The organism is Streptomyces sp. NPDC058637, assembly GCF_042717325.1.
GTDB lineage: Bacteria > Actinomycetota > Actinomycetes > Streptomycetales > Streptomycetaceae > Streptomyces.
Window position 1 is genome coordinate 26,449 of record NZ_JBHXRD010000002.1, and the last position, 14,948, is coordinate 41,396.

Annotated in this window: 13 protein-coding genes; 7 read left to right on the plus strand and 6 right to left on the minus strand. The window is 70.9% G+C overall.

The features are described from left to right. The first annotated feature begins 48 nt into the window (after window positions 1-48). Window positions 49-654, plus strand: a complete 606-nt coding sequence (locus ACFWVP_RS02255; protein WP_384493042.1) for a hypothetical protein — start codon at window positions 49-51, stop codon at window positions 652-654. A 119-nt stretch (window positions 655-773) separates the two neighbouring features. Here the strand turns inward: ACFWVP_RS02255 and ACFWVP_RS02260 are convergent, their stop codons facing one another. From ACFWVP_RS02260 to ACFWVP_RS02270, 3 genes are all read right to left on the minus strand, one after another. Further along, window positions 774-1,319, minus strand: coding sequence for a hypothetical protein (locus ACFWVP_RS02260; protein WP_384493043.1), 546 nt, complete (start codon window positions 1,317-1,319; stop codon window positions 774-776). A gap of 404 nt (window positions 1,320-1,723) precedes the next feature. Then, window positions 1,724-2,491, minus strand: coding sequence for a DUF4239 domain-containing protein (locus ACFWVP_RS02265; protein ID WP_384493044.1), 768 nt, complete (start codon window positions 2,489-2,491; stop codon window positions 1,724-1,726). Window positions 2,492-2,507: 16 nt separating this feature from the next. After that, window positions 2,508-3,014, minus strand: a complete 507-nt coding sequence (locus ACFWVP_RS02270; protein WP_384493045.1) for a hypothetical protein — start codon at window positions 3,012-3,014, stop codon at window positions 2,508-2,510. A gap of 220 nt (window positions 3,015-3,234) precedes the next feature. Between ACFWVP_RS02270 and ACFWVP_RS02275 the strand changes: the two genes are divergently transcribed. The 3 genes from ACFWVP_RS02275 (at window position 3,235) to ACFWVP_RS02285 (ending at window position 7,389) form a co-directional block, all read left to right on the plus strand. Beyond that, window positions 3,235-4,197, plus strand: a complete 963-nt coding sequence (locus tag ACFWVP_RS02275; RefSeq protein WP_384493046.1) for an SCO0930 family lipoprotein — start codon at window positions 3,235-3,237, stop codon at window positions 4,195-4,197. Between the two features lie 202 nt (window positions 4,198-4,399). Then, the gene (locus ACFWVP_RS02280) at window positions 4,400-5,218 is read left to right on the plus strand and encodes an SAM-dependent methyltransferase (RefSeq protein WP_384493047.1); all 819 of its coding nucleotides are present in this window, start codon (window positions 4,400-4,402) and stop codon (window positions 5,216-5,218) included. Further along, window positions 5,215-7,389 carry a putative bifunctional diguanylate cyclase/phosphodiesterase gene (locus tag ACFWVP_RS02285; RefSeq protein ID WP_384493048.1) on the plus strand — a complete coding sequence of 725 codons (2,175 nt, stop codon included), beginning with the start codon at window positions 5,215-5,217 and terminating at the stop codon, window positions 7,387-7,389. The genes ACFWVP_RS02280 and ACFWVP_RS02285 overlap by 4 nt, the downstream gene beginning before the upstream one ends. A gap of 96 nt (window positions 7,390-7,485) precedes the next feature. On the opposite strand, the gene ACFWVP_RS02290 is transcribed toward ACFWVP_RS02285, so the two are convergent. Beyond that, complete coding sequence (locus tag ACFWVP_RS02290) at window positions 7,486-8,454, minus strand: LysR family transcriptional regulator (protein ID WP_384493292.1); 969 nt, start codon at window positions 8,452-8,454, stop codon at window positions 7,486-7,488. Between the two features lie 96 nt (window positions 8,455-8,550). On the opposite strand from ACFWVP_RS02290, the gene ACFWVP_RS02295 reads away from it, so the two are divergent. From ACFWVP_RS02295 to ACFWVP_RS02305, 3 genes are read left to right on the plus strand one after another with little or no spacing between them, the layout of a single operon-like run. Continuing rightward, window positions 8,551-9,258, plus strand: a complete 708-nt coding sequence (locus ACFWVP_RS02295; protein WP_384493049.1) for a succinate dehydrogenase — start codon at window positions 8,551-8,553, stop codon at window positions 9,256-9,258. A gap of 1 nt (window position 9,259) precedes the next feature. Beyond that, window positions 9,260-11,209, plus strand: coding sequence for a fumarate reductase/succinate dehydrogenase flavoprotein subunit (locus ACFWVP_RS02300; RefSeq protein ID WP_384493050.1), 1,950 nt, complete (start codon window positions 9,260-9,262; stop codon window positions 11,207-11,209). After that, complete coding sequence (locus tag ACFWVP_RS02305; protein WP_384493051.1) at window positions 11,206-11,952, plus strand: succinate dehydrogenase/fumarate reductase iron-sulfur subunit; 747 nt, start codon at window positions 11,206-11,208, stop codon at window positions 11,950-11,952. The genes ACFWVP_RS02300 and ACFWVP_RS02305 overlap by 4 nt, the downstream gene beginning before the upstream one ends. A 25-nt stretch (window positions 11,953-11,977) precedes the next feature. Here ACFWVP_RS02305 and ACFWVP_RS02310 read toward each other — a convergent pair whose 3' ends face one another. Further along, window positions 11,978-14,398: an ABC transporter gene (locus tag ACFWVP_RS02310; protein ID WP_384493052.1), complete on the minus strand. Its 2,421-nt coding sequence runs from the start codon at window positions 14,396-14,398 to the stop codon at window positions 11,978-11,980. Between the two features lie 128 nt (window positions 14,399-14,526). Further along, the gene (locus ACFWVP_RS02315) at window positions 14,527-14,718 is read right to left on the minus strand and encodes a DUF6381 family protein (protein ID WP_384493053.1); all 192 of its coding nucleotides are present in this window, start codon (window positions 14,716-14,718) and stop codon (window positions 14,527-14,529) included. Window positions 14,719-14,948 lie beyond the last annotated feature (230 nt).

Consider the following 14,948-nt stretch of genomic DNA (forward strand, 5'->3'; position numbering starts at 1 on the left):
GATCCCGGAGGACAAGACTCCGGGGCGCTTCCCGCCGGAGGTTCAAAGATGCGTGCTTCACGCGTTCTCGCGGTGACCGCGACCGCATTCGCGGCGGTCGGTCTCGCCGCGCCGACGGCCGCCGCGGGCGGTGGCCCGGGCAGCCCGAACAACACTGCTCCCACCAACGTCACCGTCAACCCGTCCTCGGTGCACCAGGGCGCCACCATGCAGGTCAGTGCCGAGGGCTGCGGCCGCGCCGGCGGCAAGGTCTGGTCGAACGCGTTCCCGACGGTGAACCTCTCACCGGGCCGGGTCGGCTACGCCACCGCCCACATCCGGGACAACGCGACGCCCGGTCAGTACAGCCTGTCCGTGAAGTGCAACGAGAGCGACAACAACTTCGGTGGCGGCAACGGAGGTGACGGCGGGAACGGAGGCAACGGCGGCAACGGCGGCAACGGCGGCGACCGCGGCAACCGCGGTGACGAGGCCGACTCGGTCGCGACGGCCCGGTTCACCGTGCTCCCCAGCCGGGGCGCACAGGGCGGTCTCGGCGGCTCCATGGGCCCGAGCTCCGTCGAGATGCAGGTCGGAGGCGGTCTTGCCGCCGCGGCAGCCGTCGGCGGTGCCGTCTTCATCGTCCGGCGCCGGATGAGCGATGCGACCGGCTGACGCGTCGAACACCCCGCCCGGCCCGATACGCCCGTCGCCCCGAGTCCTGGACCAGGACCCGGGGCGACTGTCGTGCGTGGCGTGCAGGGCCGTCAGCGCTTGTGTGGTGTGCCGGACCGTCAGTGCTGACGGCCGGTGCGCCGCTTGCGCAGTACGTAGAAGGCGCCGGCCGCGGCGGTCGTCACCAGGGCGGAACCGGCGGCGATCTCGCCGGGGTCCATGGTGTCGACACTGCCGCCGAGCCCTCCCAGCACACCGCTGGGGGTCGCGGTGGAGCTGGTGGTGGGGGCTGTGGTGGGAACGGTCGTGGGGGAGGCGGTGGCCCCGCTCGTGATGGACAGGTCGGCCGTCCGCGTGGTGTTGCCGCAGCGGAAGGTCACCTCGTAGACGGAACCGCGCTTGGCGTCCCAGTCGACCGTGGCGGTGGCCGACCTTCCCCTCGGGATGGTGACCGTGTCGAACACGCCCGAGAAGGCGGTCGCGTCGCTCGTGCACCCCACGGCGCCGAGAGTGACCCGACCCCCCGGCGCGACCGTCGACGGAGTGATGGTCGGCGTGAAGGTGGACGTGCCGCCGGTGAGCACGTGGGCCGATGCGGCCGGTGCCATCAGGACACAAGCGGCGGCGCCCAGCAGGGCGGCGGGTGCGACACGTATCGCGCGCATGGTGGATCCTCCGGGTCCCCGAGGAGCAGCCGCGGAACGGATTTCCGCACGGCATGGGAAATGCACCTCGATGCCCGAAACGCTAGAAGTGCCGCATACCACCCGCGATCGGGGTCAGGCGAATGGGGCAGCCTTGTCCCCCGGCCGGCTCACCGGCCGGGGGAGTCCTCCTGAGGTCTTTGGTCGGATCAGGCCGGGTCAGGGAGCGGGGCCCGGTGCGTGCGGCTGCACGGTGCGGGAAGGAGCCCACGCGGAGCGGTCGGGTCCTCCCCCGCCCGTGCGCAGCCGAGAGTTCGGGGAAGACCGACGCAACGCCGGAGGGGTGCCTCCCCGCCCGTGCGCAGCCGAGAGTTCGGGGGGCGCGTGCCGGCCCCGCGAGCCCGGCATGATCCGAACGAGAGGCCCTAACCTCCCGTCGCGTGCGGGAACAGATCGACGAAGGGAGCGGTGGTCGCCGAGATGCCCCGGCCGAACGGGGCGTCGAAGTTCCAGATCAGGAAGAGCAGGAAGGCGATCAGCACGCTGAAGAGTCCTGCGAGCAGCAGTTCACGGAAGGTTCTGCGGATCTGGAGTGTGAAGATCAGCCCGACCGTGACCAGCGCTCCGGTGATCAGGCCGAACCAGACGACCCCGGGCATGGTCGCGCCCGCGTTCTGGCCCCGTGAGCCGCGTGCGTCGTCGACGGCGGCCACCTGGTCCACCAGCGGCTGGTAGGCCTGCCCCTCGTGGTCCGTCTGCGGCTCGTACCGCGTGACGTCGGCCCGCAGCCGGTCCAGGAGCCTGGTGCCCTCCGCCGTGAGGGCGCCGTGGTCCATCATGGCCTTCCACTCGTCCGTGACGACATAGGTGACGTAGGCGTCGACATCGGCCCGGATGCGGTCGCGGACCTCGGCCGGGTAGACGGCGGACCGCGCGCTCACCTCGTGCAGGGCCTGGGCCTCCATGCGGACCGACTCCTGGGCGGCGCTGCGGCCCTCCCAGACGCCCGCGATGGCGAGACCGAGCACGATCGCGTACACCACGCCGATCATCATCGTCATGTACTCGATGACATCGGGCGTCTCGGAGGGGTCGTCGTCCTCCCCGATGCGACGGTTGTTGAGGACGGCGATCGTGATGACGACGGCACAGGCCGAGGCCATCGCGATGGTCAGAACAAGCCATTCCGACATGTGTTCCCTTCGGTGATCAGCGGGACGAGCGGGGCCGCAGGACGGCCACCGCGAAGACGGCCGGTGCGGTGACGACCAGGGTGAGTGAGACCAGCGAAGGGCCGGCCCGGGGTGCCTTGCGGGCCGTATTCCGGTAGGCGGGGAGCGCCACGGGTGTGGGCCCGGGCGGGGTCGCCCGCGCCTCGGGCGGCGGTGGCGCGGGATCCGGTTCCGGTTCGGGTTCCGGTTCGGGCGGTGCGGGGGGTGGAGGAGGCGGCGGCGGAGGTGGCGGGGGAGGCGGCGGAGGGGGGTCCGGAGGCGGCGGAGGGGGCGGGGGCGGCTCGGGCTTGGGCGGGGCCGGTGGCGGGGGCGGAGCGGGCGCCGGCTCGTCGATGACGGCCTTGCACCCGCCGTCGCCCGACACGGCGACGGACGAGCCGCCGTCCCCCTGTCCGATGGAGGCGACCGCGCAGTCGTCACCGGTCGCCGGCACCGGCAGGGCGAAGAGCCAGAGCAGAGCGGCGGCGGCCGTGAGCCGTGCCATGCGTGATCCGTACACGCCGGGGAGCATGTTCCCTCGCGGCCGGGGACACGCCGGGCAAAGGGGTGATTCGCCCGATGGTGGGGACATTCGGCGATTCGCGTTTACGGCCGGAGAAACTTTCTCGGTGACGTATTGAACGCGGGGCCACCGGCCGTCCGTACCTAGGCCATGAAAGGCGCGGACTCGCGTCGCAACCGGCAGAAGGACAACGGGAGTCGACATGAATACCTGGCGGAACGCCTCGCTCGCGGTGACGGCCGCGGCCCTGTTGACGCTGACGACGGCGTGCGGTCAGGAGAACGGCAGCTCGTCCCCCAACGGCCAGGCCGTGGGCAACGCGGCCCCCGCCCAGCAGCCGGCCGGCAGCGGCTACGGCTCGGACACCGGCTACGGCTCCGGCACGGGGGCCGACGCGTCCGCACCGAAGTCGGCCGGTCAGCTCGCGGTGTGGGACAGCAAGAAGCTGGGCAAGGTGCTCACCGACAGCGCCGGCTTCACGCTCTACCGCTTCGACAAGGACACGGCCGACCCGCCGAAATCGAATTGCGAAGGCGACTGTGCGAGCGCCTGGCCGGTGGTGCCAGCCGACGACGCCACGGCCGCGGCGGGCAGCGACGCCGCGCTGCTGGGCGAGGTCACCAGGGCCGACGGCACCGAGCAGCTGACCGTCGGGGGATGGCCGATGTACCGGTACGCCAAGGACACGCGTCCGGGGGACGCCACCGGGCAGGGTGTCGGGGGTACATGGTTCGCCTCGGCCCCCGACGGAAAAAAGGCGGCGGTGAACGCGGACGGCCCCGCGGGTGCGGAACCGGCCGATCTCGCCGGACTTTCCGTCCGTAAGGACCCGGAACTCGGAGACATCGTCGTCGACAAGCGGGGCATGACGGTTTACCGCTTCACGAAGGACTCGGCCTGGCCGATGAAGTCGGCGTGCACCGGAGACTGCCTCAAGAAGTGGCCCGTCGTCAGTCCCGTGCAGAAGAATGATGTCGGGGGTGTCACCACCAAGGGATTCACCACCTTCGACCGCCCGGACGGTATCCGGCAGCAGTCGGTCGACTGCTGGCCGATCTACACCTACTCCGGTGACGCCGAGCCCGGAGACACCAACGGCCAAGGGGTCGGGGGCACATGGTACGCGGTGTCACCCGACGCGAAACTGGTCGGAGCCTCCAAGTAGTACCGAGGTCGCTTCGCTGTACCGGTCCGTCGCCGAAGGTTCACGCGCAGCGACGGACCGGTGCACATGCCACCGGTGTGTGACCAATAACGGATCTCTAATTTCCGTTTCCACTCGCTCTCTTGGCGGTCGATCAGTAGCCTCTGGTCAACACTGACCATGAACATGGCCGGATCGCCGTGGCGACTTGTTGGAGACATCGATGGAGCGTCCCTCCTGGGCACCGCAGGGCATAGACATCTCGGTGCCGAGCGTGTCTCGCATGTACGACTTCTATCTGGGCGGTTCGCACAATTTCGAGGTGGACCGGGAAGCGGCCCGCAAGGCCATGGAGTTCATGCCGGGGCTTCCCAAGATCATGCAGGCGAATCGCGCCTTTATGCGACGGGCCGTGCACTACGCCACCGCTTCGGGTATCAGACAGTTCCTGGACATCGGATCGGGCATACCGACGTTCGGCAATGTCCACGAGGTCGCCCAGGCGGACGACCCGGAGGCCAGGATCGCCTACGTCGACCACGACCCGGTCGCCGTCGCGCACAGCCAGGCCGTACTGACGGGCAACGAGCGGGCCGTGGTGGCCGCCGCGGATCTGCGCAAGCCCGAGGGGATCCTCGAGAACCCGGAGATCCGCGCGCTCATCGACCTGGACAAGCCGGTGGCCCTGCTGCTCGTGGCGGTCCTCCACTTCATCGAGGACACCGACGACCCGTACGGCGCGGTCGCCACGCTGCACGAGGCGCTGGCCCCCGGCAGCCTGCTCGTCCTCACCCACGCCTCGTACGAGGGGATCCCGCTCTCCCAGGAGGAGGCGGGAGGCACCGTCGGCGTCTACCGCACCATCCGCAACCCGCTCATCATGCGGTCGCGCCAGGAGATCAGCCGCTTCTTCACCGGCTTCGACATGATCGAGCCCGGACTCGTCTCGATGCCCGACTGGCGTCCCGAGTCCCCCGGTTCGCGGACACAGGAAGACCCCTTCGCCTTCTCGGGCTTCGCCGGGGTTGGACGCAAGGCGTGAGCATTCCCGCCCAGGCGTCCGGTGCGCCGGACGCGGAACCGGACGGGCCCGAGGGCCGGCTCCGGAGATTCGCCACCATCTGGAGCCGGGCGATCTTCCCGTCCACGGCCACCTCGATGACCCGCCCGGAATTCGAGCAGCACCTGCTGCCGATGGCCCGGGAGCTCAGCGTGATCCTGCACGCGCGGCCCTTCGACGCGACGTCGGCCCAGCGGGTGGGCGCCGCGCTCGTCGACGCGCACTGCACCGATCCCGACGCGCTCAGCTCCACGCTGGGTGTCGTCGACTCGTACCTGGTGCTGTACTGCGGTGGCAACGGGCCGGTGGAGCTGTCGACCGAGGACAGCCGCGCCCGTTGCGCGCGCATCCAGCACGCGTTCGCCGGCGGGTTCACCCAGGCGCTGCGCGAGCGGACCCTCGCGGAGCAGGAGGCGATCGCCCGGTCGGCGCTCACCGCCCGATCGAACGCGGAGCAGGCCCTGCACGCGACGGAGGCGCGCTTCCGCGCCGTGTTCAAGGACGCCGCCATCGGCATCGGCATCGCCGACCTCGAAGGCAACATCCTGGAGATCAACGACACCCTCACCCTCATGTTCGGCGGCCTGGAGAACCACGTACGCAGCCACAAGGTGAACGAGTGGGTCCACCCCGAGGACTCGCCGCACGTATGGAAGTACTACAACGAGCTGGTGCGGGGCGAACGCGAGCACTACAGCGTGGAGAAGCCGTACTACCGCAACGACGGCACCGTGCTGTGGACCAACCTCACGGTCTCGCTGCTGCGTGACCCGGAGGGCAGGCCGGAGTACCAGCTGGCCCTCATGGAGGACACCACCGAGCGGCGGCTGCTCAACCTCCGGCTGCGCTACGAGGCCACGCACGACGCCCTCACCGGACTGCCCAACCGGACCCTCTTCTTCGAACGTCTGGAGAAGGCCCTCGCCCACAAGGAGGGCATGCGGTTCGGGCTCTGCTACCTCGACCTCGACGGCTTCAAGGCGATCAACGACAGCCTGGGGCACGCGGCGGGCGACCGGCTCCTTGTCGAGGTCGCCGACCGGCTGCAGAGCTGTGCGACCGCACCCGGCGAGATGGTCGCCCGGCTCGGCGGTGACGAGTTCGTCGCCCTCACGACCGGCCCGCGGACCGAGGAGGAGGTCGACGAACTCGCAGGCCGCATCCTCTCGGCGCTCGCCACCCCCATCCGCCTCGACGGCCGGGAGCTGACCGTACGCGGATCCATCGGCGTCGTCGAAGGGCCCTCGGGTGAGCGCACCGCCGCGGAGGTGCTGCGCAGCGCCGACATCACGATGTACCGGGCCAAGGCGGCGGGCGGCAACCGCTTCGCGCTCGCCGACGCCGAGGCGGACGCCCGCGCCATCACCCGGCACGGGCTGACGACGGCGCTGCCCGCGGCGCTGGACCGGGGCGAGTTCTTCATCGAGTACCAGCCGCTGGTGCACCTCGGCGACGGCAGCGTGCACGGTGCGGAGGCGCTGGTGCGCTGGTGCCACCCGCAGCACGGCGTGCTCGGGCCCGACCGGTTCATTCCGCTCGCCGAGCACACCGGGCTGATCGTGCCGCTCGGCCGCTGGGTGCTGGAGGAGTCCGTACGGCAGGCCAACTTCTGGCAGGAGCGGCACACCGACGGCGGGCCCCTGCGGATCAACGTCAACCTCTCGCCGACGCAACTGCACCACCCACGGCTGGTCGCCGAGACCGTCGACGTGCTGGAACGCTCCGGGCTCGAACCGGGGGCACTCTGCCTGGAGGTCACCGAGTCCGCGCTGATCGGCGCCGACGACGATCTGCTCAAGCCGCTGCGTCAACTGGCCGAGATGGGCGTGGACATCGCCCTCGACGACTTCGGCACCGGCTACTCGAATCTGGCGAACCTGCGCCGGCTTCCGGTGAGCGTGCTCAAGCTGGATCGTTCCTTCACCCAGGGCATGCAGCATCACCCGGCCGACCCGGTCGACATGAAGATCGTCGAGGGCATCGTCTCGCTCGCCCACAGCCTGGACCTCGCGGTCACGGTGGAGGGCGTGGAGACCGGGGCGCAGGCGGAGCAGCTGAAGCAGCTCGGCTGCGACACGGCCCAGGGCTGGTACTACGCCCGTCCGGGGGCGCCGGACCGGATCCACGCGCTGCTGCTGGCGGACGCGGTCTGACAGGCCCCGGCCTCGACCGCAGGACGGGCCGCGCGTCGGTCCGGCGGTCGAGGCCGCGGGGTGGGGCGGTCCGGAGGTCGAGGCCGCGGGGCGCGGCTAGGGGCGGGCCGACGGGTTCCCGCCGTCCTGCCGGTCCAGTCCGTGCGGCCCGTCCCGCGGGGCCCGCCGGTCCCGCCGGTCCGGTCCGTTCGCGAGGAGCATCCGCTGCAGTTCGCGTGCCGCCCGCGGTGGTGCCACGTCGGTCCGGTGCGCGAGCGCGATCGTGCGTCGCAGGCCGGGTGGTGCCAGGGGGGTCGTCCGCAGGTCCTGACCCGCCCGTACGGCGACCATGCGGGGCACCACGGCGACCCCGAGGCCCGCGCGTACGAAGCCCAGTACGGCGTCCATCTCCCCGCCCTCCACGGTGAACGACGGATCGAAGCCCTCCGCACGGCAGGCGGCCACGGTCAGCTCCCGCAGGTCGTAGCCGTGCCGGAACATCACCATGGGCTCGCCCGCGAGGTCCGCGACGCGCACGGTCCCCCCGTGGCCCGGCGCCGGCCCGGCAGGCGACGACAGCACCACCAGGTCCTCCTGCAGCAGTTCCACCGTGGTCAGCGCGGGCGACGCCGCCGGCAGCGGCAGCACGAGCAGAGCGAGGTCCAGCGCACCCCGCGCCAGCTCCCGTACGAGGTCGTGGGAGCCGCCCTCCTCGATCAGGAGCTGGACGCCCGGGTGCAGATCGTGGAAGGCGCGCAGCACGTCCGGCAGCAGGCCCGTGCAGACGCTCGGGGTGGCACCGAGCCTGATCCGGCCCCGGCGCAGCTGCACCAGCTCCTGCACCTCGTGCCGTGCCGTGTCCGCGTCCGCCAGGATCCGGCGGGCCAGGGGCAGCAGCGCCTCGCCCGCGTCGGTGAGCGCGATGTTGCCCCGCGCCCGGCTGAAGAGCTCGGCCCCGAGCTCGTTCTCCAGCGCCTTGATCTGCTGCGAGAGCGACGGCTGCGAGACGTGCACCTCCTCGGCGGCCCGGGTGAAGTGCCTCGCCTCGGCGACGGCCACGAAATAGGTGAGCTGCTGGAAGTGCATGGAACCGACGATAGCGAACGGCATAGCCAATGCCTATGGACATGAGTCACTTCATGTCTTGGACTGATGATGCCCTTCGGCCCTAGCGTCGTGTCCATGGCATTGGCAACGCGGACGGACCGACGGCCGTCCATGACGCGTACGCTCTGGGACTCGTCCGTCGGCAAGAAGACGATCATGGCTGTGAGCGGCTTGATCATGCTCGGCTACCTGGTCGTCCACATGCTGGGCAACCTGAAGATCTTCTTCGGATCCGACGAGTTCAACCACTACGCCCACTGGCTCCGGACACTCGGCGAGCCCTTCCTGCACTACGAGTGGGCCCTGTGGATCGTGCGCCTGGTGCTCGTCGCGGCCGTCGTCCTGCACGCCGTCTCCGCGTACCAGCTGAGCCGCCGCGACATCAGGGCGCGCCCGAACGCGTACGTGCACAGGAAGGCCCGCTCCAGCTACGCCACCCGCACCATGCGCTGGGGCGGCATCATCCTGGCGCTGTTCATCGTCTGGCACATCCTGGACCTGACGACCGGCGCCGTGCACACCGGCGGATTCCAGTCCGGGCACCCCTACCAGAACGTGCTCGACACCTTCTCCACCTGGTACGGCAACGTCATCTACATCGTCGCGGTGCTCGCCATGGGCCTGCACGTCCAGCACGGGTTCTGGAGCGCCGCACAGACCCTCGGCGTGGGCAACGCGACCCGCGACCGGGTGCTGAAGACCCTCGCCAACGGCCTGGCGGTGGTGCTGACGGTGGGCTTCGTCTCCGTGCCCGTGGCCGTCATGACCGGAGTGGTGAACTGACATGAGCGACTACACGAACTACGCGACCGGCGAACCCGTCGTCGACACCAAGGCACCTCAGGGCCCCGTCGCCGACCGCTGGGACACCCGCCGCTTCCAGGCGAAGCTGGTCAACCCGGCGAACCGCCGCAAGCACACCGTCATCGTCGTCGGCACCGGCCTGGCCGGCGGATCGGCCGGCGCCACACTCGCCGAACAGGGCTACCACGTCGTCCAGTTCTGCTTCCAGGACTCACCCCGGCGCGCCCACTCCGTCGCCGCGCAGGGCGGGATCAACGCGGCGAAGAACTACCGCAACGACGGCGACTCCGTGCACCGGCTCTTCTACGACACGGTCAAGGGCGGCGACTTCCGCGCCCGCGAGTCCAACGTGCACCGCCTGGCCGAGATCTCCGTCGAGATCATCGACCAGTGCGTCGCCCAGGGCGTCCCCTTCGCCCGCGAGTACGGCGGCCTCCTCGACAACCGCTCCTTCGGCGGCGTCCAGGTCTCCCGCACCTTCTACGCCCGCGGCCAGACCGGACAGCAGCTCCTCCTCGGCGCCTACCAGGCGCTGTCCCGCCAGATCGCCGCGGGCAACGTCGAACTGCACCCACGCACCGAGATGCTCGACCTGGTCGTCGTCGACGGGAAGGCCCGGGGCATCGTCGCCCGCGACCTGATCACCGGGAAGATCGACACGTACTTCGCCGACGCGGTCGTGCTGGCCAGCGGCGGCTACGGCAACGTCTTCTACCTGTCGACGAACGCGATGAACTCCAACGCCACCGCGATCTGGCGTGCCCACCGCCGCGGCGCATACTTCGCGAACCCCTGCTTCACCCAGATCCACCCCACCTGCATCCCCCGCACCGGTGAGCACCAGTCCAAGCTCACGCTGATGAGTGAGTCGCTGCGCAACGACGGGCGCATCTGGGTCCCGAAGGCCAAGGGCGACGACCGCCCGGCCGGTCAGATCCCCGAGGAGGAGCGCGACTACTACCTGGAGCGCCTCTACCCTGCCTTCGGCAACCTCGTGCCCCGCGACATCGCCTCCCGCGCCGCGAAGAACGTCTGCGACGAGGGCCGTGGTGTCGGGCCCGGCGGGCAGGGCGTCTACCTCGACTTCACCGAGGCCGTCCAGCGGATGGGCCGGGACAAGGTCGAGGAGAAGTACGGCAACCTCTTCGACATGTACGCGCGGATCACCGCGGAGAACCCGTACGAGACCCCCATGCGGATCTACCCCGCCGTGCACTACACGATGGGCGGACTCTGGGTCGACTACGACCTCCAGACCACGATCCCCGGCCTCTTCGCGATCGGCGAGGCCAACTTCTCCGACCACGGGGCCAACCGGCTCGGCGCCTCCGCGCTGATGCAGGGCCTGGCCGACGGCTACTTCGTCCTGCCGTCCACCATCAACGACTACCTGGCCCGCAATCCGCACACCGAGACCGTCGACGCCGGCCACCCGGCCGTCGCCGAGGCCGTCGCCGAGACCGAGGACCGGCTCAACCTGCTCCTCGCCGTCGACGGGGACCGGACGCCGGACTCCTTCCACCGCGAGATCGGCGAACTCATGTGGGAGTTCTGCGGAATGGCCCGCACCGCGGAGGGACTGCGCGAGGCCCTGGTCCGCATCCCGCGGATCCGCGAGGAGTTCTGGCGCCGCATCAAGGTGCCCGGCACCGGCGAACAGTTCAACCAGTCGCTGGAGAAGGCCAACCGGATCGTCGACTACCTGGAGCTCGCCGAGCTCATGTGCCTCGACGCCCTGCACCGCGCCGAATCCTGCGGAGGCCACTTCCGCGAGGAGTCGCAGACCCCGGACGGCGAAGCCGCCCGCCGGGACGAGGAGTTCTCCTACGCCGCCGCCTGGGAGTTCAGCTCCACCGGCGACGCCCCCGTCCTCCACAAGGAAGACCTCGTCTTCGAGTACGTCCACCCCACCCAGCGGAGCTACGCATGAAGCTCACCCTGCGCGTCTGGCGCCAGCAGAACGCCGAGGCGCCCGGCGCCATGGCCACCTACGAAGTCGACGGCATCTCGCAGGACATGTCCTTCCTGGAGATGCTCGACACCCTCAACGAGGAGCTCATCCTCGACGGGGACGAGCCCGTCGCCTTCGACCACGACTGCCGCGAAGGCATCTGCGGCGCCTGCAGCCTCGTCATCAACGGCGACGCCCACGGCCCCGAACGCACCACCACCTGCCAGCTCCACATGCGGTCCTTCCAGGACGGCGACACGATCGACATCGAGCCCTGGCGCGCGTCCGCGTTCCCCGTGGTCAAGGACCTCGTCGTCGACCGCTCGGCCTTCGACCGGATCATCCAGTCCGGCGGATACATCTCCGCCCCCACCGGCACCGCGCCCGACGCCCACGCCACCCCGGTGCCCAAGCCGGACGCCGACTTCGCCTTCGAACACGCCGAGTGCATCGGCTGCGGCGCCTGCGTCGCGGCCTGCCCCAACGGCTCCGCGATGCTCTTCACCTCGGCGAAGATCAACCACCTCAACGTGCTCCCGCAGGGCGCACCCGAGCGCGAGACCCGGGTGCTCGACATGGTCGCCACCATGGACGAGGAGGGTTTCGGCGGCTGCACCCTGACCGGCGAATGTGCCACGGCGTGCCCGAAGGGCATCCCGCTGCCCTCGATCGCCGCGATGAACAAGGAGTGGCTGCGGGCCACCCGCAAGGTGCGCCGCTGACCGCACCCGAGTTCACGGCGGGGAGTCAGACCGGCCGCAGTGCCTTCGCCAGGTACGCGGCCGTGCGGCTCCCCGCCGCCCGTGCGACCTCCCGAGGCGTACCGGTCGCGACGATCCGGCCGCCCCGGTCACCACCGCCCGGGCCCAGATCGATCACATGGTCGGCGCCCGCCACCACGGCCATGTCGTGCTCCACGACCACCACCGTGTCGCCCGCGTCCACCAGGCCGTGCAGCTGCCGCATCAGCACCTCCACATCGGCCGGGTGCAGCCCGGTCGTCGGCTCGTCCAGCAGGTACAGCGTGTGCCCGCGCCGGGTGCGCTGCAGTTCGGTGGCGAGCTTGATCCGCTGGGCCTCGCCCCCCGAAAGCTCCGTCGCGGGCTGCCCCAGCCGCAGATAGCCGAGCCCCACGTCGAGCAGGGCCCGCAGGCTGCGCTCGGCCGCCGGTGTCCCCGCCAGGAACGCGGCAGCCGCCTCCACGGTCAGGTCCAGCACCCCGGCGATCGTGAGGCCGCGGAGCGTGACCTCCAGCGTCGGCGGGTTGTAGCGCGCACCGTGACAGTCCGGGCAGGGGGCGTACGTGCTGGGCAGGAAGAGCAGTTCGACGGAGACGAACCCTTCCCCCTGACAGGTCTCGCACCGCCCGCCCGCCACGTTGAACGAGAACCGTCCCGCCCGGTAGCTCCGCTCACGTGCCGTCTCCGTGCCCGCGAACAGCTTCCGTACGACGTCGAACAGCCCGGTGTACGTGGCAAGATTCGACCGGGGTGTCCGGCCGATGGGTTTCTGGTCGACCTGCACCAGCCGGTCCACCGCCGCAAGCCCCTCCGCCGACGCGCAGCCCTCCTCCTGCGCGGGCGGCCCCGGAGTGTCCGCCGCCTGCCGGTCGGCCAGCACACCCGCCAGGACCTGGCCGACCAGCGTCGACTTGCCCGATCCCGACACACCGGTGACCGCCGTCAGCACCCCCAGCGGGAAGTCGGCGTCGACCCCGCGCACATTGTGCCGGTCGACCCCGCGCAACCGGATCCACCCGGACGGGGTGCGCGGCTCCCGGGCCGGGGCAGGGTCCTCGTCGAAGAGGAAGCGCCGGGTCGCGGACCCGGCCACGTGGGCGAGGCCGTCCGGCGGTCCGCTGTGCAGCACCCGGCCCCCGCGCTCACCCGCCAGCGGACCCACGTCCACCAGCCAGTCGGCCTGCCGGACCACATCCATCTGGTGCTCCACCACGAACACCGAGTTCCCCGCCTCACGTAGCCTGCCGAGCACGGAGAGCAGGGACGCCGTGTCGGCGGGGTGCAGTCCGGCCGACGGCTCGTCCAGCACGTAGACCACACCGAAGAGCCCCGACCGAAGCTGGGTGGCGAGCCGCAGCCGCTGCAGTTCGCCCGAGGACAGGGTCGGAGCCGTCCGGTCGAGGCTGAGATAGCCCAGGCCCAGCTCCGTGACGGGCTCGATGCGCGCCAGCAGATCGGCAGTCAGCACCCGTGCCGTGTCGCTGCGGTCGCCCGCGGCCAGGAGCACCTCGGTCAGGGCGGCGAGCGGAAGGGAGGTCAGGCCGGCGATCGTACGACCCGCGAACGTCACCGCCATCGCCTCCGGCCGCAACCGGCTGCCGTCGCACACGGGACACGGGGCGCTGGTGAGGAAGCGCTCGGCCTTCGCCCGCAGCGTACGGCTCCTGGAATCCGCGAAGGTGTGCATCACATAGCGCCGCGCGCTCATGTACGTACCCTGGTAGGGGCGTTGGATCCGCCCTGCGTCGCGGACCGGATGGACCGTCACCACCGGCTGCTCGTCGGTGAACAGGATCCACTCGCGTTCCCGCGGGTCCAGCTCCCGCCACGGCCGGTCGACGTCGTGGCCGAGGGCGTCCAGGACGTCGCGCAGGTTCTTCCGCTGCCAGGCGCCCGGCCAGGCCGCGACGGCCCCGTCCCTGATCGACAGCGAAGGGTCCGGCACGAGCAGTTCCTCGGTGGTGCGGTGGATCCGCCCCAGACCGTGGCACTCGGGACACGCGCCGGCCGCCGTGTTCGGCGAGAAGGCGTCGGAGTCGAGCGGCTCGGCACCCGCCGGATAGTCACCCGCACGTGAGAACAGCATGCGCAGCGAGTTGGACAGCGTGGTCACGGTGCCCACCGAGGACCGTGACCCGGGCGCCGACCGGCGCTGTTCCAGGGACACCGCCGGCGGCAGACCGGTGATCTCACCGACATCGGGAGCCCCGACCTGATGGATCAGCCGGCGGGCGTAGGGGGCGACGGACTCGAAGTAGCGGCGCTGCGCCTCGGCGTAGATCGTCCCGAACGCGAGCGAGGACTTTCCCGACCCCGAGACGCCGGTGAAGACCGTGAGCGTGTCCCTGGGGATGTCGACGTCCACATCGCGGAGGTTGTGCTCACGGGCGCCTCGTACCCGGACGTACGGATCATGGGGGGTGGACATGGGCGGTACGGCTCCGTACGGATCGGTGGGGCGGACGGACACGGCTCTGCCGGTGATCCTCCCGCACGCGTCGCACACGGGAGTACCACCGGCAGAGTGCGGGCGCGAGGCCCCGGACCATCGGGGACCTACACCATCGGGTCCATGCCCCGGTCCTGCATGCTGCTCTCCTGCTCGCCCTGCTCCCGCAGACGGCGGGCCTTGTCCTGGAGCCGTCGGCGCTGCTCCGGGTCCGTGGCGCGGTCCGCTGCTTCCTTCAGTTCCTGCGCCTTGGCCTTCAGCTGCCGCGCACGGCCGCCGGACTCACCTGCAACGCTCATGATCACTCCTGGATCTGTGGGGAGCTGACCCGATCAGCGAATCAGCGGCGGGGCGAACATGCATCTCGAACGGCCACGCACCGCGATCGGCGCAGCCGGCGGGCGGCCCGCCCGGGTCTCCCGCGCGGCGGTGGGGGCACGGGGCGGGCCGGGCCGCCCCGCGGCGCCGGGGGGGGGGGGGGGGCGCGGGCGGCGGCGACGGTGGCCCCCCGGTAGGATGCGAGAGCATG

Bases quoted from the DNA above. Each gene is read 5' to 3' on its own strand.
- ACFWVP_RS02255 (WP_384493042.1), top strand. From the start codon at position 49: ATGCGTGCTTCACGCGTTCTCGCGGTGACCGCGACCGCATTCGCGGCG.
- ACFWVP_RS02260 (WP_384493043.1), bottom strand. From the start codon at position 1,319: ATGCGCGCGATACGTGTCGCACCCGCCGCCCTGCTGGGCGCCGCCGCT.
- ACFWVP_RS02265 (WP_384493044.1), bottom strand. From the start codon at position 2,491: ATGTCGGAATGGCTTGTTCTGACCATCGCGATGGCCTCGGCCTGTGCC.
- ACFWVP_RS02270 (WP_384493045.1), bottom strand. From the start codon at position 3,014: ATGGCACGGCTCACGGCCGCCGCCGCTCTGCTCTGGCTCTTCGCCCTG.
- ACFWVP_RS02275 (WP_384493046.1), top strand. From the start codon at position 3,235: ATGAATACCTGGCGGAACGCCTCGCTCGCGGTGACGGCCGCGGCCCTG.
- ACFWVP_RS02280 (WP_384493047.1), top strand. From the start codon at position 4,400: ATGGAGCGTCCCTCCTGGGCACCGCAGGGCATAGACATCTCGGTGCCG.
- ACFWVP_RS02290 (WP_384493292.1), bottom strand. From the start codon at position 8,454: ATGCACTTCCAGCAGCTCACCTATTTCGTGGCCGTCGCCGAGGCGAGG.
- ACFWVP_RS02295 (WP_384493049.1), top strand. From the start codon at position 8,551: ATGGCATTGGCAACGCGGACGGACCGACGGCCGTCCATGACGCGTACG.
- ACFWVP_RS02300 (WP_384493050.1), top strand. From the start codon at position 9,260: ATGAGCGACTACACGAACTACGCGACCGGCGAACCCGTCGTCGACACC.
- ACFWVP_RS02305 (WP_384493051.1), top strand. From the start codon at position 11,206: ATGAAGCTCACCCTGCGCGTCTGGCGCCAGCAGAACGCCGAGGCGCCC.
- ACFWVP_RS02310 (WP_384493052.1), bottom strand. From the start codon at position 14,398: ATGTCCACCCCCCATGATCCGTACGTCCGGGTACGAGGCGCCCGTGAG.
- ACFWVP_RS02315 (WP_384493053.1), bottom strand. From the start codon at position 14,718: ATGAGCGTTGCAGGTGAGTCCGGCGGCCGTGCGCGGCAGCTGAAGGCC.